This is a genomic window from Streptomyces sp. NPDC029296 (assembly GCF_055569255.1).
Map to the genome: position 1 here is coordinate 1 of NZ_JBVHXT010000026.1, position 23902 is coordinate 23902.

General features: G+C 73.7%; 25 protein-coding genes. 12 read left to right on the forward strand and 13 right to left on the reverse strand.

Translation table 11 applies throughout. The features are described 5' to 3' along the window. Positions 1-88 precede the first annotated feature (88 nt). Positions 89-1459: a glycine betaine/L-proline transporter ProP gene (proP, locus tag ACZ4W9_RS22610; protein WP_467938556.1), complete on the reverse strand. Its 1371-nt coding sequence runs from the start codon at positions 1457-1459 to the stop codon at positions 89-91. A gap of 558 nt (positions 1460-2017) precedes the next feature. Here proP and ACZ4W9_RS22615 point away from each other — a divergent pair. Both ACZ4W9_RS22615 and ACZ4W9_RS22620 read left to right on the forward strand, forming a co-directional pair. Beyond that, complete coding sequence (locus ACZ4W9_RS22615) at positions 2018-2338, forward strand: hypothetical protein (protein WP_467938558.1); 321 nt, start codon at positions 2018-2020, stop codon at positions 2336-2338. 131 nt (positions 2339-2469) lie between these two features. Then, positions 2470-2790: a hypothetical protein gene (locus ACZ4W9_RS22620; RefSeq protein ID WP_467938560.1), complete on the forward strand. Its 321-nt coding sequence runs from the start codon at positions 2470-2472 to the stop codon at positions 2788-2790. Here the strand turns inward: ACZ4W9_RS22620 and ACZ4W9_RS22625 are convergent. Further along, positions 2780-3175, reverse strand: a complete 396-nt coding sequence (locus ACZ4W9_RS22625; RefSeq protein ID WP_467938796.1) for an ATP-binding protein — start codon at positions 3173-3175, stop codon at positions 2780-2782. The two genes, ACZ4W9_RS22620 and ACZ4W9_RS22625, sit on opposite strands and share 11 nt — an antisense overlap. 128 nt (positions 3176-3303) lie before the next feature. Here ACZ4W9_RS22625 and ACZ4W9_RS22630 point away from each other — a divergent pair, with 128 nt between their 5' ends. Together ACZ4W9_RS22630 and ACZ4W9_RS22635 are read left to right on the forward strand one after the other, a co-directional pair. Continuing rightward, positions 3304-4131 (forward strand): helix-turn-helix domain-containing protein, encoded by an 828-nt coding sequence (locus ACZ4W9_RS22630; protein WP_467938562.1) that lies wholly within the window; start codon positions 3304-3306, stop codon positions 4129-4131. Further along, entirely contained in the window at positions 4112-4372 is a 261-nt protein-coding gene (locus ACZ4W9_RS22635) for a DUF397 domain-containing protein (RefSeq protein WP_467938564.1), read from the forward strand. The genes ACZ4W9_RS22630 and ACZ4W9_RS22635 overlap by 20 nt, the downstream gene beginning before the upstream one ends. On the opposite strand, the gene ACZ4W9_RS22640 is transcribed toward ACZ4W9_RS22635, so the two are convergent. The 9 genes from ACZ4W9_RS22640 to ACZ4W9_RS22680 all read right to left on the reverse strand — a co-directional run bounded on the left by ACZ4W9_RS22640 (position 4356) and on the right by ACZ4W9_RS22680 (position 14248). Next, positions 4356-5525: a steroid 3-ketoacyl-CoA thiolase gene (locus ACZ4W9_RS22640; RefSeq protein ID WP_467938566.1), complete on the reverse strand. Its 1170-nt coding sequence runs from the start codon at positions 5523-5525 to the stop codon at positions 4356-4358. The genes ACZ4W9_RS22635 and ACZ4W9_RS22640 overlap by 17 nt on opposite strands. Before the next feature lie 210 nt (positions 5526-5735). Then, entirely contained in the window at positions 5736-6404 is a 669-nt protein-coding gene (locus ACZ4W9_RS22645; protein ID WP_467938568.1) for a YoaK family protein, read from the reverse strand. Between the two features lie 147 nt (positions 6405-6551). Continuing rightward, complete coding sequence (locus ACZ4W9_RS22650; RefSeq protein ID WP_467938570.1) at positions 6552-6965, reverse strand: aggregation-promoting factor C-terminal-like domain-containing protein; 414 nt, start codon at positions 6963-6965, stop codon at positions 6552-6554. A 346-nt stretch (positions 6966-7311) separates the two neighbouring features. Beyond that, positions 7312-8166 carry an ECF transporter S component gene (locus tag ACZ4W9_RS22655; protein WP_467938798.1) on the reverse strand — a complete coding sequence of 285 codons (855 nt, stop codon included), beginning with the start codon at positions 8164-8166 and terminating at the stop codon, positions 7312-7314. Continuing rightward, positions 8127-9803: an ABC transporter ATP-binding protein gene (locus ACZ4W9_RS22660; RefSeq protein ID WP_467938572.1), complete on the reverse strand. Its 1677-nt coding sequence runs from the start codon at positions 9801-9803 to the stop codon at positions 8127-8129. The genes ACZ4W9_RS22655 and ACZ4W9_RS22660 overlap by 40 nt, the downstream gene beginning before the upstream one ends. Then, on the reverse strand, positions 9800-10978 hold the full coding sequence (locus ACZ4W9_RS22665; RefSeq protein ID WP_467938574.1) for an energy-coupling factor transporter transmembrane component T: 1179 nt from the start codon (positions 10976-10978) through the stop codon (positions 9800-9802). The genes ACZ4W9_RS22660 and ACZ4W9_RS22665 overlap by 4 nt, the downstream gene beginning before the upstream one ends. Beyond that, positions 10965-11621: an SCO2322 family protein gene (locus ACZ4W9_RS22670; RefSeq protein ID WP_467938576.1), complete on the reverse strand. Its 657-nt coding sequence runs from the start codon at positions 11619-11621 to the stop codon at positions 10965-10967. Before ACZ4W9_RS22670 ends, ACZ4W9_RS22665 begins: the two co-directional genes overlap by 14 nt. Further along, complete coding sequence (locus tag ACZ4W9_RS22675; RefSeq protein ID WP_467938578.1) at positions 11618-12820, reverse strand: prenyltransferase/squalene oxidase repeat-containing protein; 1203 nt, start codon at positions 12818-12820, stop codon at positions 11618-11620. The genes ACZ4W9_RS22670 and ACZ4W9_RS22675 overlap by 4 nt, the downstream gene beginning before the upstream one ends. A 390-nt stretch (positions 12821-13210) precedes the next feature. Further along, the gene (locus ACZ4W9_RS22680; RefSeq protein WP_467938580.1) at positions 13211-14248 is read right to left on the reverse strand and encodes a hypothetical protein; all 1038 of its coding nucleotides are present in this window, start codon (positions 14246-14248) and stop codon (positions 13211-13213) included. Between the two features lie 242 nt (positions 14249-14490). Between ACZ4W9_RS22680 and ACZ4W9_RS22685 the strand changes: the two genes are divergently transcribed. The 4 genes from ACZ4W9_RS22685 to ACZ4W9_RS22700 all read left to right on the forward strand — a co-directional run bounded on the left by ACZ4W9_RS22685 (position 14491) and on the right by ACZ4W9_RS22700 (position 18140). After that, positions 14491-15084, forward strand: coding sequence for an XRE family transcriptional regulator (locus ACZ4W9_RS22685; protein ID WP_467938582.1), 594 nt, complete (start codon positions 14491-14493; stop codon positions 15082-15084). Next, entirely contained in the window at positions 15077-15706 is a 630-nt protein-coding gene (locus ACZ4W9_RS22690; RefSeq protein WP_467938584.1) for a hypothetical protein, read from the forward strand. Before ACZ4W9_RS22685 ends, ACZ4W9_RS22690 begins: the two co-directional genes overlap by 8 nt. After that, positions 15706-16932: an MAB_1171c family putative transporter gene (locus ACZ4W9_RS22695; protein ID WP_467938586.1), complete on the forward strand. Its 1227-nt coding sequence runs from the start codon at positions 15706-15708 to the stop codon at positions 16930-16932. Before ACZ4W9_RS22690 ends, ACZ4W9_RS22695 begins: the two co-directional genes overlap by 1 nt. A 149-nt stretch (positions 16933-17081) precedes the next feature. Continuing rightward, positions 17082-18140 (forward strand): NAD(P)/FAD-dependent oxidoreductase, encoded by a 1059-nt coding sequence (locus ACZ4W9_RS22700; protein ID WP_467938588.1) that lies wholly within the window; start codon positions 17082-17084, stop codon positions 18138-18140. A gap of 350 nt (positions 18141-18490) precedes the next feature. Here the strand turns inward: ACZ4W9_RS22700 and ACZ4W9_RS22705 are convergent, their stop codons facing one another. After that, positions 18491-19114, reverse strand: coding sequence for a TetR family transcriptional regulator (locus tag ACZ4W9_RS22705; RefSeq protein WP_467938590.1), 624 nt, complete (start codon positions 19112-19114; stop codon positions 18491-18493). Positions 19115-19332: 218 nt separating this feature from the next. Here ACZ4W9_RS22705 and ACZ4W9_RS22710 point away from each other — a divergent pair, with 218 nt between their 5' ends. From ACZ4W9_RS22710 to ACZ4W9_RS22720, 3 genes are read left to right on the forward strand one after another with little or no spacing between them, the layout of a single operon-like run. Next, the gene (locus tag ACZ4W9_RS22710) at positions 19333-20832 is read left to right on the forward strand and encodes a glycosyltransferase family 4 protein (protein ID WP_467938592.1); all 1500 of its coding nucleotides are present in this window, start codon (positions 19333-19335) and stop codon (positions 20830-20832) included. Further along, positions 20826-21572, forward strand: coding sequence for a class I SAM-dependent methyltransferase (locus ACZ4W9_RS22715; RefSeq protein ID WP_467938594.1), 747 nt, complete (start codon positions 20826-20828; stop codon positions 21570-21572). The genes ACZ4W9_RS22710 and ACZ4W9_RS22715 overlap by 7 nt, the downstream gene beginning before the upstream one ends. Next, entirely contained in the window at positions 21569-22639 is a 1071-nt protein-coding gene (locus ACZ4W9_RS22720; RefSeq protein ID WP_467938596.1) for a prenyltransferase/squalene oxidase repeat-containing protein, read from the forward strand. Before ACZ4W9_RS22715 ends, ACZ4W9_RS22720 begins: the two co-directional genes overlap by 4 nt. A 46-nt stretch (positions 22640-22685) precedes the next feature. On the opposite strand, the gene ACZ4W9_RS22725 is transcribed toward ACZ4W9_RS22720, so the two are convergent. Then, the gene (locus tag ACZ4W9_RS22725) at positions 22686-22979 is read right to left on the reverse strand and encodes a hypothetical protein (RefSeq protein WP_467938598.1); all 294 of its coding nucleotides are present in this window, start codon (positions 22977-22979) and stop codon (positions 22686-22688) included. 171 nt (positions 22980-23150) lie between these two features. Here ACZ4W9_RS22725 and ACZ4W9_RS22730 point away from each other — a divergent pair, with 171 nt between their 5' ends. After that, the gene (locus tag ACZ4W9_RS22730) at positions 23151-23729 is read left to right on the forward strand and encodes a hypothetical protein (protein ID WP_467938600.1); all 579 of its coding nucleotides are present in this window, start codon (positions 23151-23153) and stop codon (positions 23727-23729) included. Positions 23730-23902 lie beyond the last annotated feature (173 nt).

Below are 23902 nucleotides of genomic sequence, written 5' to 3' on the forward strand. Positions count from 1 at the left end.
CGCCGAGCGGGGGGACCGCGGGGGGGCGGGGGCCCCCCCCCCCCCACCCCCCCCCCCCCCCGGGCCCCTGAACGGCACGCGAGGGAGGTCAGCTGCCCTCGACCGACGGCGCCGAGCCCGGCAGCGGGCGGCCCGCCGACTCCGACATCCGCCAGACGGCGAACCCGCCCACGACGGCGGCGGCCATCATGTAGTACGCGGGCATCATCATGTTCCCGGTCGCCCCGATCAGCGCGGTCACGACGAGCGGGGTCGTACCGCCGAACAGGGACACGGACACGTTGAAGCCGATCGACAGGGAACCGTAGCGCACCCGGGTCGGGAAGAGCGCGGGCAGCGCGGCCGGCATGGCGGCGGTGAAGCACACCAGCAGCAGGCCCAGCGCGGCCATGCCGAGGCCCACCGCGAGCAGGCTGCCCTGGCGGATCAGCAGCAGCGCCGGGACGGACAGCAGCAGGAAGCCCGCGCAGCCCGCCGCGATCACCGGGCGGCGGCCGATCCGGTCGGTGAGCGCGCCGGCGAACGGCTGGACGATCATCATCAGGGCCATCACGGCGAGCACGACCAGCAGGCCGTGGGTCTCGTCGTACTTCAGCTCACTGGTGAGGTAGCTCGGCATGTACGACAGCAGCATGTAGTCGGTGACGTTGAAGACCAGCACCAGGCCCATGCAGATCAGCAGCGCCTTCCACTGGCCCGTGACCATGTCGCGCAGCGGCACCTTCGGCCGGGTCTCCGCCTTCTCCAGCTGCGCGGCGAACGCCGGGGTCTCCTCCAGCCGCATCCGCAGGTACAGGCCGATGATGCCCATCGGGCCCGCGATCAGGAACGGGATGCGCCAGCCCCAGGAGAGCAGGTCCTCGGAGGACAGCAGGGCGGTCATCAGGGTGACCAGACCCGCGCCGCCGATGTAGCCGGCGAGCGTGCCGAACTCCAGCCAGCTCCCGAAGAAGCCGCGCTTCTTGTCCGGCGCGTACTCGGCGATGAAGGTGGACGCGCCCGCGTACTCGCCGCCGGTGGAGAAGCCCTGCACCAGCCGGGCGGCCAGCAGCAGGAGCGGCGCGCCGACGCCGATCACCGAGTAGGACGGGATCAGGCCGATGGCGAACGTGCCCGCCGCCATCATGATCATCGTCAGGGCGAGGACCTTCTGACGGCCGATGCGGTCGCCCAGCGGGCCGAAGACCATGCCCCCCAGCGGACGGACCAGGAAGGCCGCCGCGAAGGCACCGAACGTGGACAGCAACTGCGCGGTGGGGTTGCCGGAGGGGAAGAAGACCTTGCCCAGGGTGACCGCGATGTAGCTGTAGACACCGAAGTCGAACCACTCCATGGCGTTGCCGAGCGCTGCCGCCTTGACGGCGCGCCTGACCAGGGCGGGGTCGGTGACGGTGACATTGCGGGCCTTGGCGGCCCGGCGGGTCGTCGGACGCGGGGTGACGGCAGTGGCGGTCGCCAAAACGGGGCTCGCCTACCTTTCGACGGGGACAGGTTCGGGCCCGCCGACGGCAACGATGACGTGCGTGGGCCGAAAATCGACCATAGGCGGCTTCTGCGTCTTACGTGCTGTATGCGTTTAGGTGCACAGTGCAGCAAAACCGCGGCTACGCAGGTACGTCTGCCCCCTCAGCCAAGATCATTCCTGTCCTCTGATGTGATCCTTATCGCGCCCCTGACCTGCAACCGGGGTCCCGCGGGACCAGCCTGATCCGGGCGTATGACGGCACATGGTGAAGGCCCTCGGCCTCCCCGCACCCCTTCCTCACCCTCTCGAGGTGCGACCGGCCACTGCTTGGGTCACAGTGAGAGCGTGCGCACGCAGGGGGAGGAGGCGGCCGTCCGCCCGGGCCGACTGCCCGGAGGAACGCCATGAAGAACTCGTCCCCGCGATGCGCCCGGCTTGCGGCGACCGCCGGAGCATCACTTGTTCGGGTGATGGTTCATGCGTGTCTCCTTTTATCCCCCGATCGGTGGGATCGCCCTTTCGAGGGCTGGAACGGGAAGGGAAAGCCCGCTCATGAACCGCTTCGCACGTCTGACCAGAGCCGGCTTGACGGCCGGCACCGCGGCCGTCCTGGCGATCGGTCTGACCTCCAACGCGGAGGCCGCCCAGGGGAGGATCCGGTACATCAGCGCCGCAGGGCAGGAATTCCAGATCGACAACCCACCGGACAACGTCTGCCTCAACCTCCAGGTCCGCGCACGGCTCCTGGTCAACGAGACGAACAAAACGGTGAGTTACTTCTTCGCCGCCAACTGCGCCAACTTCACCGGCAACCTGGCCCCCGGCCGGACGGTGTCCTCCCAGAACCCCCTGTCCGTGCGCGTCGTCGGCTGAGCCGGGTTCGCAACCGGCCCTTTCGGTCGGCGGGCGGACGCGGCGGGGCCGCCATGGCGCCCGGACCGGCCGCCCTTCCGCCGACGCCCGCCGGCGCCCCCTTCACGCCACCCGGGAAAGGTAGACCTCCCATGCTCCGAATCGCACATGCGGCCAGGCTCGCCCTGACGGTCGGCACCGCCGCCGTCTTGGCCGCCGGCCTGACCTCGAACGCGCAGGCCGCCACCGGAAACATCCGGTACATCTCTGCCTCCGGACAGGCGTTCCAGATCGACAACCCGCCGGACCGCGTCTGCCTCAACCTCCGAGCCCGCGCACGGATCCTCACCAACAACACGGACCACACGCTTAGTTACTACTACAACGCGAACTGCACCAACCTCACCAATATCCTGCCCCCTGGCGCGTCGGTGTCCTACGCGAACCCCCTGTCCGTGCGCGTCATCGGCTGAGTTCGCCGGCGGACGCCGCGGGGGCGCCGTGGCACTCGAACCAGACCGTCTTTCCGCCACCGGCGCCCGGTGACACGCCCCACTTGTCCACCACGGCGTCCAGCAGGGCCAGGCCCCGGCCGCCCTCCGACTCCTCGTCCACCTCGGTCTCCAGGTGGGGGAGTGCGGCGTGGCCGTCGGTCACCTCGGCGCGGACCCCGGACGCCTCCCGGGCCACGACCACCCGGCAGCGGCGGTCGGGCACGTGCCGTACGACGTTGGTGACCAGCTCGCTCACGCCCAGCTCCACGGCGAACGTCAGCGGCTCCAGCTCCCACTCGCGCAGCAGCGAGCGGACGATCCGGCGGATGTGGCGCACCGAGTGCTCGCCGACCGTGATTTCCATGCGGTACTGGGGAATGTGGGGAAAATTCAGGTTCACGGTACGAGGCTGACGTGTCATCACTACGCTCGGCTACAGGAAGAACACAACGAGTCCCCGCGTGGACTCTGTTGCGTGAGAGGGGTCCCACCGTGGCCAACATCAGCACCCTCGACGCGGGCGCGTCTCCACTCCACTACTACGGCTTCGAGCTGCGGCGGTACCGGGAGGCGGCGGGACTCACGCAACGCCAGCTCGGCGAGATCGTCAACTACACCGGCTCGCTCATCGGTCAGGTCGAGACGGCCAGGAAAGTCCCCACCCTGGAGTTCAGTCAGCGGGTGGACGCGGCGCTGGGGACGGGGGGTGCGCTCACCCGGCTTGTGGAGCTGGTGCTTCGTAGTCAACTTCCGGCTTGGTTCCGGGAGACGGCGGAGTTGGAGGCGCGGGCGGTTGAGATCTGCACCTTCCAGACGGGCATGGTCCACGGGCTCTTCCAGACTGAGGCATACGCGCGCTCGGTGCTCGGGGTGCTGGATGAAGCCAAGCTTGACGACCGAACCGCCGCGCGAATGGCTCGTCAGCGGATCTTCGAGAAGCCGAAGCCGCCCGTCTTCTGGATGGTTCTCAGCGAGGCCGCACTGCACCAGGAGATCGGCGGTCCGGAGGTCATGAGTGGGCAACTGGCCCACCTGTTGTCCTTCGAGGCCGAGCCCCGGGCCAACATCCAGATCCTGCCGTTCTCCGCAGGAGCACACGCCGGACTAACCGGCTCGTTCAACGTCTACCGCTTCGCCAGTGACCCAACGATCGTCTACACGGAGGGATATGGCAGTGGGCACCCGACCGCGAACCCGGACACGGTCCAGGACTGCTCGCTCCGTTACGATCACCTCCAGGCCGCCGCGCTCTCGATCAAGAAGTCGGCGGAGGTGATCCGACGCGTAATGGAGGACCGCTATGGAGAGCAAGTGGCGTAAGTCGAGCTACAGCGGCGACCAGGGCGGCTCGTGCGTCGAGTGCGCTCCCCTGGGTGATCTGACCTGGCAAAAGTCCTCGTACAGCAGTGATCAGGGCGGCGATTGCGTAGAGGTCGCCGCACCCCCTTGCACCACCACCGTCGCCATCCGCGACTCCAAGAACCCGGCGGGGCCCGTGCTGAACGTCGGCCCCGCCGCCTTCGGCGGCTTCGTCGCCTGGGCGGCTACAGCCGCTGGATGATCGTCGCGGTCGCCAGGCCGCCGCCCGCGCCCATGGTGACGAGGGCGAACTCCTTGTCCGCGCGCTCCAGTTCGTGCAGCGCGGTGATGACGAGGCGGGCGCCGGTCGCGCCGACCGGGTGGCCGAGGGCGATCGCACCGCCGTTGACGTTGACCTTGTCGAGGTTCTGGTCGAAGACCCGGACCCAGCTCAGGACGACGGAGGCGAACGCCTCGTTGATCTCCACGAGGTCGATGTCGTCCAGGGTCATGCCCGCCTTGCCGAGGACCGTGCGGGTGGCGTCGATCGAGCCGTCCAGGTGGAAGTGGGGGTCGGCGCCGACCAGTGCCTGGGCGACGATCCGGGCCCTCGGCCTCAGTCTCAGCGCGCGGGCCATCCGCTTGGACGCCCACATGACGGCCGCCGCCCCGTCGGAGATCCGGGCGGAATTCCCGGCGGTGTGCACGGCCGTCGGCATGACCGGCTTCAGGCCGGCCAGCTCCTCCGGGGTGGTGTCCCGCAGGCCCTCGTCCCTGTCGACCAGGCGCCACATGCCCTGACCGGCGTCCTGCTCCTCCTCCGTGGTGGGCACCTGGACGGCGAAGGTCTCCCGCTTGAAGCGTTCCTCCGCCCAGGCGTGGGCGGCGCGCTCCTGGGACAGCAGGCCGAGCGCGTCCACGTCCTCCCGGGTCAGCCCCCGGTGCCGGGCGATGCGCTCGGCGGCCTCGAACTGGTGGGGGAGGTCGACGTTCCACTCGTCCGGGAAGGGTCTGCCGGGGCCGTGCTTGGAGCCGGAGCCCGGCGGGACCCGGGACATGGACTCGACACCGCAGCTGATGCCGATGTCGATCACGCCCGCCGCGACCATGTTGGCCACCATGTGGGACGCCTGCTGCGAGGAACCGCACTGGCAGTCGACCGTGCTCGCGGCCGTCTCGTAGGGCAGGCCCATGGCCAGCCAGGCCGTGCGCGCGGCGTTCATGGACTGCTCGCCGGCGGGGGTCGCCGTGCCGCCGACGATCTGCTCGACCGCGTCGGCGGGGATGCCGGCGCGGTCGAGGAGTTCACGGTAGGTCTCGCCCAGCAGACGGGCCGGGTGCAGATCGGCGAGCGCGCCGCCGCGCCGGCCGATGGGGGTGCGGACGGCTTCGACGATCACGGGTTCGGCGGCCATGGGCGCGGGTCCTCTCCGGGCGGCTCTCCTCCAGAAACTAGTACGTGTTCTAGTTCCTGCCCGGCAGTCTGCTGACGCGCTCTCCACCACCGCAAGGGTCTTGCGGGTACGGCCGGTCCGACGGGGTCCACCGGAACATACGCGCGTGCGCCGGAGAGCGCAGCGCGGCTTCACGCCATGCTTGATCCGGACCGCTCAGGTGCGGTGTGCCTACTCCCGGCCCGAGGCGGCCACCGCCAGTACGGCCGAGGCGAGCGCGGCGAGCAGCAGCGGCACGGCCAGGCCGTGCCGCCGCACCAGCCAGGCGCCCAGGCACGCGCCGCCGGTCATCGCGAGGACGGCGGCCGTGCGGCGCGGGGAGCGGTGGCCGGTGCCGTCGCCGAGGCGGGACTCGGAGGCGAGGGCGGTCAGGGTCATCGTCAGCACGGTGGTGGTGAGGTCGGGCACGCCCAGCTTGCGGACGGTGGCGTTGCGCAGGCCCATCGCGTAGGCGGTGAGCGCGATCAGGGCGTACCGGGTGGCGCCGGTGTCCGGCCAGGCGAAGGCGACGGCCGCCGACGCGCCGACCAGCACCGCTTCCGCCGCCAGGGTCAGCCGGGTCCGGCGGCGGCGGAAGCCCCGGCCGTGCCGGACGGCGAGCCGGCCGCCGGTCACCGCGCCCAGCAGGAAGCAGCACAGGGACGTGGCCGTGTGGGGCACGGAGAAGCCGGGGGCGCCGGCGGCGGCGAAACCGAGGATGACGACGTTGCCGGTCATGTTGGCGGTGAAGACCCGGCCGAGGCCCAGATAGCCGACGGCGTCGATCAGGCCGCTGACCACGGTGAGGGCGAGCAGCACGGCCACCAGCCGCAGCCCGCGTGTCTCCGGGTCCGGCAGCATGCGCAGCAGCCTGCGGCAGCGGGTGCGGGGGCGGGGCGGGGCACGCCGGGGGCGGGCGAAAGGCGGCCCGTTCGGCGGAGGCCCCCGTGTATACGCGCGCACCCCCGCCGGGTGGGCGGGGGTGCGGGAAGCGTGGGTGCTGTCGGCTCAGTACCAGCCGTTGGCCTGCCAGAAGTTCCAGGCCTTGGCGGGGCTGCCGTAGCGGGAGTTCATGTAGTCCAGGCCCCACTTGATCTGGGTGGCGGGGTTGGTCTTCCAGTCGCCGCCGGCGGAGGCCATCTTGGAGGCGGGCAGTGCCTGGACGAGGCCGTAGGCGCCGGAGGAGCTGTTGGTGGCGTGGGGGTTCCAGCCGCTCTCGTGGGAGACGATCTTGCTGAAGGCGTTGAACTGCGCGGCGTCCGGGATCATCTTGTGCGCGATCGCCTGGGCGGAGGAAGCCTGGGCCGGGGCGGCGTGAGCCGGAGCGGCGGTGAGCGCCATGCCGGCGGTGGCGGCGGCCACGGCGGCGGTGGTGAGGACCTTCTTCGGGGAAGCGATGCGGCGGATGATGGAGACGGTCACGAAGTACCTCTTGCGTCGGGGGCGGGGGTGTCGCTCGCATGGGGTGGGCCATGTGGAGTGGTCCGCATGCGTCGGCGCCGCGGCCCGCTGTGGGCTCGTGGCGCCTGGCGACGTCATCCAGATAAGCAGCCCCGGGAGGTGCCCGCAATGACCCCCTTTACTAGTGGTGGCCGGATCGGACGAGAATGCCGGGAATGTGGCGTGCGTCTCAATTCGCAGGTCAGAGGGGGTGCGCGAAGGGGTGAATCGGGCAAATGCGACTACGGTCCGGGGTCGTAGGTGACGTGCGTCATGTGGGGTCCTTCACCGGTCCGCTCACCTCACGCGCCCGGATTCGTGCGCTGCGTCACCGTCCGGGACCCTCGAAGGTGACCGCGGTCTCGAAGGCGGCCCGCCGGGTCGCCCGGCGCAGCGCCCGCAGCACGGCGGGACCGAGCGCGAGGGTCAGCACGACCGTGCACAGGGCCCGCCCCAGGTCCCAGCCGAGGGAGGTGGCCGTGCAGTACGCGACGAAACGGGCCAGGTTGGCGGCGACGGGATCCCCGGCGACGAAGGAGATGCCCGAGGCCCCGCCGCCCATGAAGGGCCAGCCCGCCAGGTTCATCACCGTGCCGTAGGCGAACGCGGCCAGGAAGCCGTAGACCGCGAGCAGCAGCAGCTCGGCGCGACCGCGCAGGCGGACCGGGCCCGGGAGCAGGCCGGCGCCCATCGTGAACCAGCCCATCGCCAGCATCTGGAACGGCAGCCACGGCCCGACCCCGCCCGTGAGCAGGGCGGACGCGAACATCGTCACCGAGCCCAGGGTGAATCCGAAGCCCGGGCCGAGCACCCGGCCGCTCAGCACCATCAGGAAAAACATCGGCTCCAGGCCCGCCGTGCCGGCGCCGATCGGCCGCAGCGCCGCGCCCGTCGCCGCGAGGACGCCGAGCATGGCCACCGCCTTGGGGCCGAGGTCCGACTCCGAGATGGTCGCCGCGACCACCGCGACCAGGAGGATCAGCAGGCCCGCGAAGAGCCAGGGCGCGTCCTGGGCGTGGGCGCCGAGCTGAGAGCGGGGCGGGGCGAGGAAGGGCCAGCAGAAGGCGACCAGGCCCACGGCGCCGGTGAGGGCGAGGGCGGCGAGGGACCGGGGGCCGAGGCGGACGGCGTGCGGGCGGCGGTTCACCGGAGGGCCTCGCGGACCTCGGAGACGGTCAGCCAGTGCTGGGGCGCCAGGATCTTCGTCACCTGCGGGGCGAAGGAGGGGGAGGAGACGACGATCTCCGCCATCGGGCCGTCGGCGATCACCTCGCCCTCGGCCAGCAGCACCACACGCTGCGCCAGCTCGGCGGCCAGCTCCACGTCGTGCGTCGCCAGCACGATCGCGTGTCCCCCGGCGGCGAGATCGCGCAGGACGGCGACCAGACGGGCCTTCGCCGCGTAGTCCAGACCGCGGGTCGGCTCGTCCAGCAGGAGCAGGGGCGGGCGGGCGGTCAGCACCACGGCCAGCGCGAGCGCCAGGCGCTGGCCCTCGGAGAGGTCGCGGGGGTGGGTGCCGTCGGTGATGTCCGGGAGCAGTTCGGAGACGAGGGCGCGGCAGGTGCCGGGGGCGGCCTGCGCGTCCTCGTCGGCGGCGGCGCACTCCGCCGCGACCGTGTCGGCGTACAGGAGGTCCCGGGGATCCTGGGGAACCAGGCCCACGTGGCGGATCAGGATGCGGGGCGGGGTGCGGTGGGGGGTGGCGCCGCCGACGGTGACCGTGCCGGTGGTGGGGGTGAGCAGGCCGACGAGGGTGCTCAGCAGGGTGGACTTGCCGGCGCCGTTGCGGCCCATGAGGGCGATGGTCTCGCCCGGGGAGACGGTCAGGTCTATGTGCCGCAGGGCCTGGGTGGTGTCCCGGCGGAGGGAGAGGGCGCGGACTTCGGCGAGGTACGGGCGGCCGGTGGGCGGGGTGGGGGCGGCGCGGCGGAACAGGGAGCGGGACCGGTGCGGCCGCGGGCCGGGGCCGCTCACCGGCGTCGGCGCGTGACGGCGCGCGGGAACGCCGGCCAGCCGGTCCCGCAGGGGACCCGCCTGGCGGCGGGCGTCCCGGACGGTCAGGGGGAGGGGGGTCCAGCCGGCCAGCCGGCCCAGGGCGATGACCGGAGGGTGCACCGGGGAGACCGCCATGACCTCGGAGGGGGTGCCCGTGACGGGGGGCGCGCCGGGGGACGGGAGGAGGACCATGGTGTCGGCGTACTGGATCACCCGCTCCAGGCGGTGTTCGGCCATGAGGATCGTCGTGCCGAGGTCGTGCACCAGGCGCTGGAGGACGGCCAGCACCTCTTCCGCCGCCGCCGGGTCGAGCGCGGAGGTCGGCTCGTCCAGGACCAGCACCCGGGGGTGCGGGGTGAGGACCGAGCCGATGGCGACGCGCTGGCGCTGCCCGCCGGAGAGGGTGGCGATGGGGCGGTCCCGCAGCGCGGCCAGGCCCAGCAGGTCGAGGGTCTCCTCCACCCGGCGCCGCATCACCTCCGGGGCGAGCCCCAGCGACTCCATGCCGTAGGCGAGTTCGTCCTCCACGGTGTCGGTCACGAAGTGCGCCAGCGGATCCTGGCCCACCGTGCCGACCACGTCGGCGAGTTCGCGCGGCTGGTGGGTGCGGGTGTCCCGGCCGGCCACCGTCACGCGCCCGCGCAGGGTGCCGCCGGTGAAGTGCGGGACCAGTCCGCTGACCGCGCCCAGCACGGTGGACTTGCCGACCCCGGACGGACCGGCGAGCAGCATGAGTTCGCCCTCGGGCACCTCGAAGTCGACGCCGGCGACGACGGGTCCGGCGGCGCCCTCGTACGTGACGCCGACCTCCTCGAAGCGGATCACGACGGCTCCCTGGGGATGACGAAGGCGGGCAGCAGGGCGAGCAGGACGGCCGCGGCGGGCCACAGCGGGAGGGTGGGGGCGACGAGGGGCACGACACCGGGGTGCAGGGCCTCGGGGTCGCGCACGGAGGCCAGCGTCAGCAGCGCGGCCACGGCGGCGCCGGAGCCCGTCACCAGCCAGGCCCGCGCTCCCCAGGGGTCGGGGCGGTACCGGGTGCGCGGGGAGCGCCGGCCGCCCAGCCGCAGTCCGGCGAGCGCGGCGACGACTCCCGCGAGGAGGACGGGAAGCCCGTAGGCGCCCCCTTCGGCGGTCAGCAGCCCGTATGTGCCCGCGCACACGCCGAGCAGGCCGCCGAGGGTGAGGGCGGCGGTCGTCCGGCGGACCGGGGCGGGGACCTCGGCGGTACGGCCGTAGCCGCGGGCCTCCATGGCGGCGGCGAGGGCGACCGAGCGTTCCAGCGCGCCCTCCAGCACGGGCAGTCCGACCTGGAGCAGGCCGCGCAGGCCCCGGTCGGGACGGCCGCGCAGGCGGCGGGCGGCGCGCAGGCGGCGGACGTCGGCGATCAGGTGCGGGGCGAAGGTGAGGGCGACGACCACGGCCACGCCCGTCTCGTACAGCGCGCCGGGCAGCGACTTGAGCAGGCGGGTGGGGCTGGCGAGGGCGTTCGCGGCGCCGACGCAGACGAGGAGGGTGGCGAGTTTCAGGCCGTCGTACGCGGCGAAGAGCACGGCCTCCGCCGTCACCCTGCCGCCGAGGCGGATGCCCTGCGCCCAGTGGGGGAGGGGCACCTCGGGGAGGGTGAGGAGGGTGTGCGTGCCGGGGATGGGGGAGCCGAGCGCCACCGCGAACAGGACGCGGATGACGACCACGGCGAGGGCGAGGCGGACGAAGGCGGCGTAGGAGCGGGCCCAGGGGGCGGGGGAGCGGTGCGTCGCCACGACGTAGCCGGAGGCCGCGAGGAGGAGGGCGAGGAGGAGGGGGTTGGTGGTACGGGTCGCGGCCACGCCGAGGGATATCGCCCACAGCCACCAGGCACCGGGGTGAAGGGCGGGGCGGAACCGGGTGGGGGCGGCTCCCGGCGGACGATGCCGCGGCCGGCCGGGGACGCGGGGAACCGCGCGGGCGGCCGCGGTGTTCCCGCGGTCGCGGGACGGGCCTCGCTCACCCGGACGCATCGCGCCGCCGTCGGGCCTGCCATATCGCCGCGCCCGCCAGCAGGGCCACCACCCCCGCGCCGATCGGCAGGCCGAGGGACGGGCCGGAGTCGGAGGAGCCGGACCCGGGGGCGGCGGGCTCGTCACCGGACCCGTCACCGGTGGAGACCTGCTCGCCGCAGCCCGCCCGCGGGTAGCCCGCGATGGCGCACAGCAGGGCGTTGGTGTCGTAGCGCAGGGGGCCCGCCACCGCGGCGAGGGCGTCCGCGGCGGACGCGTCGGACGGCACCCGCGCGCACGCGGTCCGCCGCCCCGGCGGGACCTCGCCGGACGGGGCGTCCGCGCGCGTGCCGAAGTCGAGCACGAGGGCCACCCGCTTGGACCCGGACTTCGCCGGGGTGTGCGCGCAGATCGTGCCGAAGTCCGCCGTGCCGCGCGGCCGGTTCGCGTCCGCGGAATCCGCGCTCACGGTGAACCGGAACCCCTGGACCGCGCCGTCGCCGGGCCGGACGGAGGCCGGACCCTGGGTCGCGTACGTCCACTGGTCGCCGGTGCGCTCCCAGAAGGACCAGTAGCGGTAGCCGGTCGCACCGGCCCGCCCGGCGCAGGCGAGGAGCAGCAGCGCGGCGGCGAGCACCGGCACGGCACGGCGGACGGCGGTCACGGCCGCTGCTTCTTCCGGCCGCTGATCAGGAAGCCGACGCCGATGCTGGCGACGAGGCAGACGCCGAAGATCCACCAGCCCTGGTTGCCGGAGTCCTTCTTCTCCTCCTGCTCGTGCCGGCCGGAGGTGTCCATCCGCGGGGCCGGACCCAGCGCGTTCAGGGAGCTGACCAGGCTGGTGCCGTTGAAGTCGCCCGGCTGCTCGCCGAGGGCGTGGGCGGCCAGGATCAGCTGGGCGTAGGCGGCGGGACCGCTCTGCTTCGCCCACGGGCCGGCGTTCTTCTCCAGCCAGGCGTACGCCTTGCGGGCCGGTTCGACGCGGCCGTCCGCGGCGAGCGCGACGACGGCGTCCGCGGTGTTGCCGAAGTCCGGCTGGTCCTTGGCGCCGGGCAGGGTGGACCGGAGGTGGCCGGACTCGGCGACGGCCGCCGCGAGGTAGGCGCCGGCGTTGTCGGCGACCTGGGTGCGGGAGGCCGCCTCGACGCAGGTGTCCTTCGCGGGGGCCTTGCCGGTACGGGCGGCGAAGCCCTTGCCGAGCGCGCCGAGCAGACCGGCCGCGGTGGCGTCGGCGTTGGGCAGCAGCTCGCCCTTCTTGTCCGGCTGGAAGGCGAGGGCGCCGCCGCCGTCCTGGTCACAGGGGACGGACCAGGCGGGCAGGGCGTCGTAGGGGGACTTGCCGGATACGCGGACGGACGCCGGGTCGGTGCCGGCGGCGGCGAGCGCGCCGATGACGACGGAGGTGGAGTTGGTGTCGCTGGGGTCGCCCGGGTAGTAGCTCCAGCCGCCGTCCTTGTTCTGGACGGACTTCAGCCACCCCACGGCCTTCTCCACCGCGCCGCCGTGCCCGCCGGCCGCGGCGAGCGCCTGGACGGCGGCGGCCGTGCTGTTGGTGTCCGGCTTCAGCTTGTCGTCGCAGGGCTTTTCGGGGGCGGTCCGGAACGCGGCGAAGGCGCCGTTCGCGCACTGCTGGCCGGTGAGCCAGTCCACGGCGGCGGAGGCGGGCCGGTAGCCGAGCGTCCGCTGCGCGACCAGCGTCAGGGACTGCCGCCACACGCCGTCGTACGTCGGGTCCTCCTTGCCGTACAGCCCGGCGGGGGCCGCGGTCTTCGGGGACGGGGACGGGTCGGCGGCCGTGGCGGGCGCGGCGGCGGCCAGCACGCCTACGGCGGCGAGAGCCGCGGCACTGCGGCGGACGTTCATGGTCGGCGACTGCCTCTCCTGCGGGGAGCCGGGCGGCGCGGGCGACACCCGGGCGGCTCGGCTCCGTCAACCTCGACGGTGCCGTGCGCGGCGGACCACCGGCGCACGCGAGCCGTCAACGACCCGGCGGAGGCGCCCCGCCCGCTCCGGCCAGGCCGGTGACGCGGCGAAGACACCGCCGGAATTGCACCGGCTTCCCCCCGTACGGGTGTGACGACCCCGCCACTTTACCGGCCGCCCCGAGCGGGCCCGGCGGTGGCCGTGGCAGCGGTCTTCGCGGCCTCTCGCCGCGACCGTGCGGGGGGCGGATAACACGGGGGAACCACGGACCTGTTCGGCCTGAATCGGAGTCCCTTCCACGTCCCGGCCACGCTCGCCGGGCGCGGAGTACTAGGCGGCGCGGGCGCGGGGGGCCGGGTGGACCGTGGCCGTGAGGTGGCGGGCCATGGCGCGCAGGGTGTGGGCGCACTGGGCCGGGGTATCGGCCGTGGCCACCCAGTGGGCGAGGCGGTCGCCGGGGCCGGCGTGGGGGGCCGCCGTCACCGGGGTGCCGGTGCGGGCGGTGAGGACCATGCGCTCGGCGGACGGCTCGTGCGCGGCGGCGGGGTCCAGGCGGAGGTGGGTGAGGCGGCCGGTCACGGCCGGATAGGCGAACTGGACGGCCGCCGCCCGCTGCCGGGTCGGGGTGACGTCCGGGAGCCCGCCGCAGGCCAGCGTCGCGGCGGCCCCCGCCAGGTCGACCCCGGTGGCCCGCTCCACCAGCAGCGGGATCAGATCACCGGGCGGATGCGGGGCGACGCCCAGGACGCGGGGGCCGCGCGCGGTCAGCCGTACCGTGATGTGCGCGACGGTGTGGGTCAGTCCGAGGGCGCGTACGGCACGCTCCACGCACTGGCGCAGGAAGCGGTTGTGCAACAGGACGTCGTGGGCGTGGACGCTGTGCCGCAGCGGGCGGCGGGCGGGCGGCGGGCCCGGGGTCGTACGGGTGAGCGCGACGATGCGCACCTCGTCGTCCAGGACGACGGTCTCGGCCGACACCGGTTCCCCCTCGGTGTCGGCCGGATCGGCCGTCGGCACCCGGTGCCGGTCCAGCAGGGCCCGTAACGCCGGCGGGTCGGCGCAGGTCACGGCCGTCTCGTACGGCAGGCCCGGTAAGCCCAGCCGGGCGGCGAGGCGCGCGGTCGCGGGCAGGTGCGCCGGGGACCAGGCCAGTACGCCGCCGGGGGACCAGCCTCGTAACACCCCGGCCGTCCGTTCCGTCTCGGCCGGGTCCGTCGCCACGTGCGCGGTGAGATACGGGCGGGCCCAGTCGGCGGGCGGGGACGGGTCGACCAGGAGGACCGGGTGGGCGGCGGCGACGCGCGCCAGCGGGAACTCGCCGCAGACGTCCCCGCGGCCGGCCCCGAGGAGTACGACGGGCTGGGCCATGGGCCTGGACCTTCCTCGGGGGGAAGGCGATCAGGAGCGCCCCGGGTGCCGCTCCCCCATAGGCGGCACCCGAGGCGGGTCGGATCTTGCTCTCCGTGCACCGATCCTCACCCACCCCGCATCGAACTGTCAACGATAGCTGCGTAATTACGCAGGGAGCCTTGTCAGATCTGGTCGCCGAGGGGGCAACCTAGTAGCCTCGCGCCCAGCCGGCGAACGGAAAGACACGCAGGGGGGACTCGGTGAGTGACGCCTATGCCGCACTGGCCGAAGCGCTGGACCGGCTCGGCGAGCTGACCGGACGGCCCGGCCGGCTGCCGGAGACCCTGGACGTGGCCGGACTCTCCTACCGCACCGGCATCCCCGTGGGCGTCGTCGTCGACCTGCTCTCCGGCGGCCGGGCCGGCGAGACCTGCCTCGCCCACCGGGTGCGCCAGCGGCTGGACTTCATCCGGGAGACCCGGCGCCGCCCGGACGGCAAGCGGTACTCCCTGGACGAACTGGCCCGGATCGCCGGGACCAGCAGGCAGTGGCTGAGCGAGTGGCGCAAGAGCGGCATGCCCAGCCTGGAACACGCCGACCGGCTGCGCCGCTTCTTCGGTCTGCCCGCCGGCTTCTTCACGGCCGACGAACCGGAGGCGCTGTGCGAGGCGCTGCAACCGGTGCTGCAGAGCCTGGAGGCCGAGGCCGACCCGCTGCTGCGGCTGCGCGAGAGCGGCCTGATCCGGCTCGCCGCCCGGGCCCCGCAGATGAACGCCCGGCAGCTCGCCACCCTGGCCGACCTGGCCGAGATGATCATCGCCTCGGAGAAGGCGGGGGACACCGGGCGTGCCTGAGCAGTCCGCCAAGACCCCGTGGCGGGCGCGGATCCCGCGGCCGGCGGCGTCCCCGCGCCCCTTCGGCTCCCCGAGGCGCTTCCTCGACCGGCTCGTGCGCGAGACGGTCCGCACCCTCACCCCGCCGACCACCCCCGAGGCGTTCCTGCACGCGCTGTGCGCCACCCTCAGCCCCCGCCTGGACCGCCCGGTCAAGCTGCGCTTCGTCGCCTTCCCGCAGGGCCTGGACATCTCCGGGATCACCCTCGCCCGCGAGGAGGACTACATCGTCGTGGTCGAGGAACGCGCCCCCGACCCGCACAAGTTCGTCATCGCCGGGCACGAGATCGGCCACATCCACCACGGCACCCTCGACGTGCACTACGCCACCGGACTGCCCGCCGCCGCCCGCCGGATGCTCTCCCGCGCCGAGGACGACATCCCCTGGGACCGGGTGGTCGCCATGGCCACCCGGTCGCCCGCCGCCGAGGCGGCCGAGGCCGAGTGGGAGGCGGAGGAGTGGGGGCTGCGCCTCGCGGCGAAGTTCTCCAAGGTCGTCGGGCCCGGCGCGACCGGCCGGATGACCCAGGACACCCTCACCGACCGGCTGTCCTCCTCGCTCGGCAACATCGGCGGCCCCTGATGCGCTGGGACATCTCCGGCTCCTGGATCTCCTACGCCGTCCCGGCCGCCCTGTTCGCCATCGCCTTCGTCATCAAACTGCCGCTGCTGCGGCGCGCCTGGCAGGACCCGATCCTGCGGGCCACCGCCGTGCTGCTCGGCATCGGCACGCTCGTCTTCGTCTCGCTGCCGCCGGCCAACCTGCACCGCATCAACGTCCTCACCGGCGTCACCAACTTCGCCGCCCTGTGGGTGTGTTCCCTCGCCACCGCCTACTCCGGCGCCTGCCTGTGGCTCATCATCACCTGGCGGGAACCGCCGTCCGCCGCGCGCCGCCGCCGCACCCGCCAGGTCGGGGTGGCGTACGCCGCCGTCGTCGCCGGGCTGTGCACGACGTTCCTGCTCGGCGACCACTCCGTGGAACGCCTGCGCGACCTCGACACCTACTACGCCGGCACGCCGTGGATGCGCGAGTTCATCCTGCTCTACGTCGTCGCCCACACCGCTTCCGCGCTGGTCGCCGCCCGCCTGCTGCGCGCCTGGTACCGGGAGGTCGAGGACGCCTGGCTGCGCCGGGCGGTGATCTTCCTCCAGGAGGCCTACGCCCTTGGGCTCCTCTTCGACGCCGCCAAGCTCACGGCCGTCGCCGGCCGGTGGAGCGGCCGGGACTGGGACTGGCTGTCGACCTACGCGGCCCCGCCGTTCGCCATCGCCGAGGCGGCCCTGGTGGCCGTGGCCTTCATCGTCGGCCAGGCCGGCCCGCTGCTGGCGGAGCGGCGCCGGCTGGTCCGCGACCACCGGCGCCTGAAACCGCTGTGGCAGACCATGCTGACCATCACACCGCCCGCCGCGCCCGCCGTCGGCCGGGTCAGCGGCGCCGCCCTGCGCCTGGAGCTGCGCCGGGCCGCCATCAACGACGGCCTGCTCAAGCTGGGCCCGTACCTGAGCACGTCCCGGCGGGAGCGGATACGGCGGGCGGCGACGGCGGCGGGCTACCCGGAGTCCGTCGCGCGGGGCATCGCGGGGGCGGTGGACCTCCGGTTCGCCGCGGCGGCGCTGCACGCGCCCGACGACCGGGCCCGCCCGCGGGCCGAGGACGGGAGCACCGGGTTCCCCTGCGTCCCCGACAGCGAACTGGAGAACGTCTCGCACGCCCTGCGCGACCACGAGGCGGCGATCGAGAGGTTCCACCGGCAGGCCCTCGCCGCGGAGGGCCTCGGCGCGCGGGACCTGGGCGCCCCGGCCTGACGAGGGGGAATACGCGAGGTACCGCGGGGATTCCGCCGGAGGAGCGGGCCGGACGCCCGCTGTGGCGTGGTTCACACCGGTGTCGTGTCACGGGGGGACCGGCCCGCCTCGTCTCGGGAGTGACCAACTGCTCCGATGGGAGGCCCGAGATGAAGGTTGTGGTGGTGGGTGCCGGGTACGCGGGCGCGTTCGCGGCGAACCGGGTGGCCAAGAAGGTGAAGGGCGCCGAGGTCACGGTGGTCAACGCGCGCCCCGAGTTCGTCGAGCGCATCCGGCTGCACCAGCAGGTCGCCGGGACGGGCTCGGCGGCGACGCCGCTCACCGCGATGCTGCGGCCCGGCATCGCCGTGCGGATCGGCAGCGTGGAGAAGATCGGCGACGGCACGGTGGTGCTGGACGACGGCGAGAGCCTCGCGTTCGACCACCTCTTCCTGGCCGTCGGCAGCACGGTCCGGGCCCTGCCGGGCACGGTCCCGGTCGGCACCTGGGAAGGCGCGCAGCAGGCGCGGGCCCGGCTCGCCGCGCTGCCCGGCGGCAGCACCGTGACGGTCGTCGGCGGCGGGGCGACGGGGGTGGAGACCGCGACCGAGGTGGCCGAGGCCCGGCCCGACCTGCGCGTCCGGCTCGTCGCCCCGGCGGTCGCCGACTGCCTGTCGGGCGGGGCGCGGCAGCGGGCGCTGGCCGCGCTGGACCGGCTCCGGGTGGAGACCGTGGCCGACTGCGTGACGGAGGCCGCCGCGGGCGTCGTGCGGCTCGGGTCGGGGCGGCGGCTGGACTCCGGCCTGACCCTGTGGGGGATCGTGGCGGGCGTGCCCGACCTCGCCGCGCGCAGCGGCCTGGAGGTCGACGCGGACGGCCGGGTCGTCGTGGACGCCTGCCTGCGCAGCGTCACCGACCCGCGGATCTTCGCCGTGGGCGACTGCGCGGGCGTGGCCGGCGCCCGGTTCGGCTGCCAGACCGCCGCCCCGCAGGCCCAGGCCGCCGTCGACGCCCTGGCCCGCGTCGCCGAGGGCCGCGAGCCGGAACCGTACGAGCTGCGCTACGCGGCCCGGTGCGTCAGCCTCGGGCGCAAGGACGCGGTGGCCCAGTTCACCCACCCCGACGACAGCCTCAAGGACAGCCACCTCAAGGGGTTCGCCGCGGTGGCGTTCAAGCGGATGGTCTTCACCGGCACCCGTTACATCACCCGCAAGGCGGTCAGCGCCTGAGGCCGGGGTGCGTCGGCAAATGGTCGGTACTGGGCGGTTCTGTCGCGACTATCCGGTATATCCTGAAATCAGCCTACGGGGCGAGTGAGGGAGTCCGACCGGAGTAGCCGACTCAGGCGAGACGCGAAGAGCATCCGCCCGGGCCGACGGCGACGGTAGGGCTGAGAGGTCGGAAGGCAGCGATGCCGGACGACGACCCCCATCACCTGATCCGGGTCATACCGGCGAAGGGAACCCGTCTCGTAGGTCTTTCCGTGCCGACCGGCCGTTTCCGCCGGTCGGCTCTTTCGTGCCGGCCGGTCTTTTCGCGCGGGGCCCCTTCGTGCCCGCGGGTCTTCCGGCGCCGGCCCTCAGGGCCGCGCGGCGGCCGGGTCGGTCGGGTCGATCAGGCGGCACACCGTCTCGATGTCGGTCTTCACCTGGGCGATGGAGGCGCGACCGGACAGCCAGGTGATCAGCGCCGAGTGCCAGGTGTGCTCGATGACCCGCACCGCGGACGACTGCTGCGGGGTCGGGTGCTCCAGGCCCATCGCGTCCAGGATGATCGCGGTCGTCTGCCGGGAGACCTGGTCGACCTCGGGCGAGACGCTGCGGTCGGCGAAGGTGAGCGCCCGGACCATCGCGTCGGCCAGGTGCGGCTCCCGCTGGAGGGCCCGGAAGGCGCGCATCAGGGTCTCCGCGACCCGCTCGGCGCCCGAGTCGCCCGCCGGGGGCTTCTCGCGCAGGGTGCCGTGCATGCGCTCCAGCTGGTCGTGCATGGTGGCGACCAGCAGGTGCACCTTGGACGGGAAGTAGCGGTACAGCGTGCCCAGGGCCACCCGCGAGGACTCGGCCACCTCGCGCATCTGCACGGCGTCGAACCCGCCCCGGCTCGCGAGCCGCGCGCTGGCCTCGAGGATCCTGCGGCGGCGGGCCTCCTGCCGCGCGGTGAGGGGCGGCGCGGCCGGGCGCGAGGTGCTGGCTTCCGCAGGCATGGGTCCCGTTCCGTGACGGTCGGTGAGGGGGTCGGCAGGGCTTGTGAGCGGACGGCGTGACAGGGCCGCGCGCCGTGGCGCGAATCACCCGATCCCCTGCTCACGGCGCCCCTACCTGCCGGTAGATTCGGAGCTCTTGAACGATCAAGTCTGAAACTTGTTCTAGATTAGCGTCCCGTCGTAGTCTCGCGGGCAGTGCAGGCAGAAGGGGGCACGGAGTGACCGCTGAGGCCCGGGAAGCGGGTGCCGATCGGGACCCCGCAGCTGACGGCGAGCGACCGCTCGACATCGCCCTCCTCACCTACAAGGGGAACCCGTTCTGCGGCGGGCAGGGCGTCTACGTCCGGCACCTCTCGCGCGAGCTGGCGCGCCTCGGCCACCGGGTGGAGGTCGTCGGCTCCCAGCCCTACCCCGTGCTGGACGAGGGCTACCCGAACCTCACCCTCACCGAGCTGCCCAGCCTCGACCTCTACCGCCAGCCCGACCCCTTCCGCACCCCGGAGCGGGACGAGTACCGGGACTGGATCGACGCCCTCGAAGTCGCCACCATGTGGACCGGCGGCTTCCCCGAGCCGCTGACCTTCTCGCTGCGCGCCCGCCGGCATCTGCGCGCCCGGCGCGGCGAGTTCGACGTCGTCCACGACAACCAGACCCTCGGCTACGGCCTGCTGGGCGACATCGGCGCCCCCCTCGTGACCACGGTCCACCACCCCATCACCGTGGACCGGCGGCTGGAGCTGGACGCGGCCCAGACCTGGCAGCGCCGCTACTCGGTGCGCCGCTGGTACGCCTTCACCCGGATGCAGAAGCGCGTCGCCCGCCGGCTGCCCTCCGTCCTCACCGTCTCCGGCAGCTCCCGCCAGGAGATCGTGGACCACCTCGGGGTCCGCCGCGACCGGGTCCACGTCGTCCACATCGGCGCCGACACCGATCTGTTCGCGCCGAATCCGGCCGTCGCCGAGGTGCCGGGCCGGATCGTCACCACCTCCAGCGCGGACGTGCCGCTCAAGGGACTGGTGTTCCTCGTGGAGGCGCTCGCCAAGGTGCGCGCCGAGCACCCCGACGCCCACCTCGTCGTCGTCGGCAAGCGCCCCGCCGAGGGCCCGGTTGCCCGGGCGGTCGAGCGGTACGGCCTCGAGGGCGCCGTCGACTTCGTCAAGGGCATCTCCGACGCCGAGCTGGTCGACCTGATCCGCTCCGCCGAAGTGGCCTGCGTGCCCTCCCTCTACGAGGGCTTCTCGCTGCCCGCCGCCGAGGCCATGGCCACCGGCACCCCGCTGGTCGCCACCACCGGCGGCGCGATCCCCGAGGTCGCCGGCCGCGACGGCGAGACCTGCCTCGCCGTACCGCCCGGCGACGCGGACGCGCTGGCCACCGCGCTGAACCGGCTGCTCGGGGACCGCGGCCTGCGCGCCCGGCTCGGCCGGGCGGGCCGCGAACGGGTGCTGGCGAACTTCACCTGGGCCCGCGCCGCGGAGGGCACCGTGGCCCACTACCGCGAGGCCATCGCCCGCGCCGCCCGCACCGCGCCCTCGACGGGTTCCGCCCCGGGCGGCCTCTCCCACGCCCGGACCGGCTCGCGCGGGGCGACCCCCACCGCGGCCCCCGTACCCGGCCGCTCCGCGGCCCCGGCGAGCGTCGCGGCCCCGCCCAGCGCCGCGTCCGCGACCTCGGCGAGTGACACCAGCGTCTCCTCCGAAAGCAGGGCCACGTGCTGACCGTCGACTTCTCCCGGTTCCCGCTCGCCCCGGGCGACCGCGTCCTGGACCTCGGCTGCGGGGCCGGCCGGCACGCCTTCGAGTGCTACCGGCGCGGCGCCCGGGTCGTGGCCCTGGACCAGAACGGCGAGGAGATCCGCGAGGTCGCCAAGTGGTTCGCGGCGATGAAGGAGGCCGGTGAGGCCCCCGAGGGCGCCACCGCCACCGCCATGGAGGGCGACGCCCTCGCCCTGCCGTTCCCCGACGAGTCCTTCGACGTCGTCATCATCTCCGAGGTGATGGAGCACATCCCCGACGACAAGGGCGTGCTCGCCGAGATGGTCCGCGTGCTCAGGCCCGGCGGCCGGATCGCCGTCACCGTCCCGCGCTACGGCCCCGAGAAGGTCTGCTGGGCCCTGTCCGACGCCTACCACGAGGTCGAGGGCGGCCACATCCGCATCTACAAGGCCGACGAGCTGACCGCCAAGCTCCGCGAGGCCGGCCTGAAGCCCTACGGCAGCCACCACGCCCACGCCCTGCACGCCCCCTACTGGTGGCTGAAGTGCGCCTTCGGCGTCGACAACGACAAGGCGCTGCCGGTGCGCGCGTACCACAAGCTGCTCGTCTGGGACATCATGAAGAAGCCGCTCGCCACCCGCCTCGCCGAACAGGCGCTCAACCCGCTGATCGGCAAGAGCTTCGTGGTCTACGCGACCAAGCCGCACCTCCCCTCGCTCGCCGCAGAGGCGGACGCCAGGTGACCACCCCCCGGACAGAACACCTCGTCCTGCCCGGGGTCCTCACCGCCGGGCAGGCCGCCGCGACCGTCGCCGGCCTCCTCGCCGGGCAGCGGGAGGACGGCGCGATCCCGTGGTTCAGAGGCCACCACCTCGACCCCTGGGACCACACCGAGGCCGCCATGGCCCTGGACGCGGCCGGCGAACACGAAGCCGCCGAACGCGCCTACACCTGGCTGGCCCGGCACCAGAACGAGGACGGCTCCTGGTACGCCGCCTACGCGGACGGCGCCCACGACGACGTCACCGACCGTGCCCGCGAGTCCAACTTCGTCGCCTACATAGCCGTCGGCGTCTGGCACCACTACCTCTCCACGGGTGACGACACCTTCCTGGACCGGATGTGGCCGGCCGTCTACGCCGCCGTCGAGTGGGTGCTGCGGCTCCAGCAGCCCGGCGGGCAGATCGGCTGGCGCCTCGGGGACGACGGCACGCCCACCACCGACGCCCTGCTCACCGGCAGCTCCTCCATCCACCACGCGCTGCGCTGCGCGCTCGCGATCGCCGAGCAGCGCGAGGAACCGCAGCCGGACTGGGAGCTGGCCGCCGGGGCGCTGCGGCACGCGATCCGCCGCCACCCCGAACGCTTCCTGGACAAGGACCGCTACTCGATGGACTGGTACTACCCGGTCCTCGGCGGCGCCCTGACCGGGGCGGAGGCCAAGGACCGGATCGAGGCGGGCTGGGACCGGTTCGTCGTGCCCGGCCTGGGCGTGCGCTGCGTGGTCCCCAACCCCTGGGTGACCGGCGGCGAGTCCTGCGAACTCGCGCTCGCCCTGTGGGCGGTGGGCGAGTCCGACCGGGCCCTGGAGATCCTCCAGTCCATCCAGCACCTGCGCGACCCGGACTCCGGCCTCTACTGGACGGGCTACGTCTTCGACGACGACGCGATCTGGCCCCGTGAGCTGACCACCTGGACGGCGGGCTCGCTGCTGCTGGCCGTGGCCGCGCTGGGCGGCCACGACGCCACCTGCGCGGTCTTCGGCGGCGAGCACCTGCCGGCCGGGCTGGAGCCGGACTGCTGCGCCTGACCGGTGCCCGCGCCGGCACGGGCACCGGACCCACCGCCCGGTACCGTCAGTACCGGTGTATCCGGCGGGCTATCGCGTGGCCGACGAACAGATAGACCACGGCGGCCAGGCCGTACCCGGCGACGACGCGGGCCCAGGCCTCGTCGAAGGTGAACAGGTCGTGCGACCACCCGGCCAGCCAGGCGGCCGCGTCGTGCACGAACCGGACCAGGTCGTTGCCCCGGTTCGCGTCCAGCAGGTACATCAGGATCCACAGGCCGAGGATCAGCGCCGCGACGTCGGCGACGACCGCGATGACCGTCCCGGCCTGGTTCGCACCGTTGCGATATCGAGTGGACATACTCTCCGGATTGCCGCGGGGCGGCTCCTGTAACCCCGGATACGACCCCGGCGAGTCCCCGAGGCGCCCCCGAGGTGACCCGGACGGCGTCCCCCGAGTGGCGCGCGGCCGTGCCCCGGGAGAACCTGCCGGAGGAACCAGACCGCTCGGGGAGGACGTCGGGAGGACCCCGTGCCCGTACCGATACGGCGCCTGTTCGTGGCGCTCACCCTGTGCTGCGCCCTGGTGGCCGGTGCCACCGCCTGCGGGGGCGGCCAGCAGAGCAGTACGAAGGACACCTCGGCGGCGGCCCGGGCACAGGCCGTGCCCGCCGCCGACAGCCCCAGCCCCAGCACGTCCGCCGAACGCCAGAAGTTCGCCAAGACCCGGTTCGTGGCGAACGCGGGCCTCGCCGCCGGCGCCACCTACCAGTGGATCGTGAAGCCGTGGAAGGCGGGCAAGTTCAAGAAGGGCACCAAGGGCCGCAGGCTGGCCCTGGTCAAGGCGGGCGTCGCCGGCCTCTTCGCCTACAACCGGCTCAAGGCCGCCCAGAAGAACGCCCAGGGCGACCCGACACTCAGCAAGGCCCTCGCCCCGCTGGGCGCCGGCATCGAGAGCCTGAAGGGCCTGGCGGGCAAGCTCCGCAAGGGCGACGAGGGCGCGGCCGGCCCGTTCGACGACATCATCAGCCAGATCAAGGACGCGGGCAGCAGCGCCGGCGCCCCGGTCAAGCAGCAGGTGCCCTCGGCCGCCGAGCTGTCGAAGGGCTAGCGGTGCCGCCGGCGGGCTGGACGTGCCGCACCTCCTGACGCTTCGTCAGGTACGGTTCGGGAGACGACCGCACGGCAACGGGGGAGGGGGGGGGGGGGGGGGGGGGGGGGGGGGGGGGGGGGGGGGGGGGGGGGCGGGTTTGGTTCCGTGGGTGGGGGGGGGGGAAAAGGGTG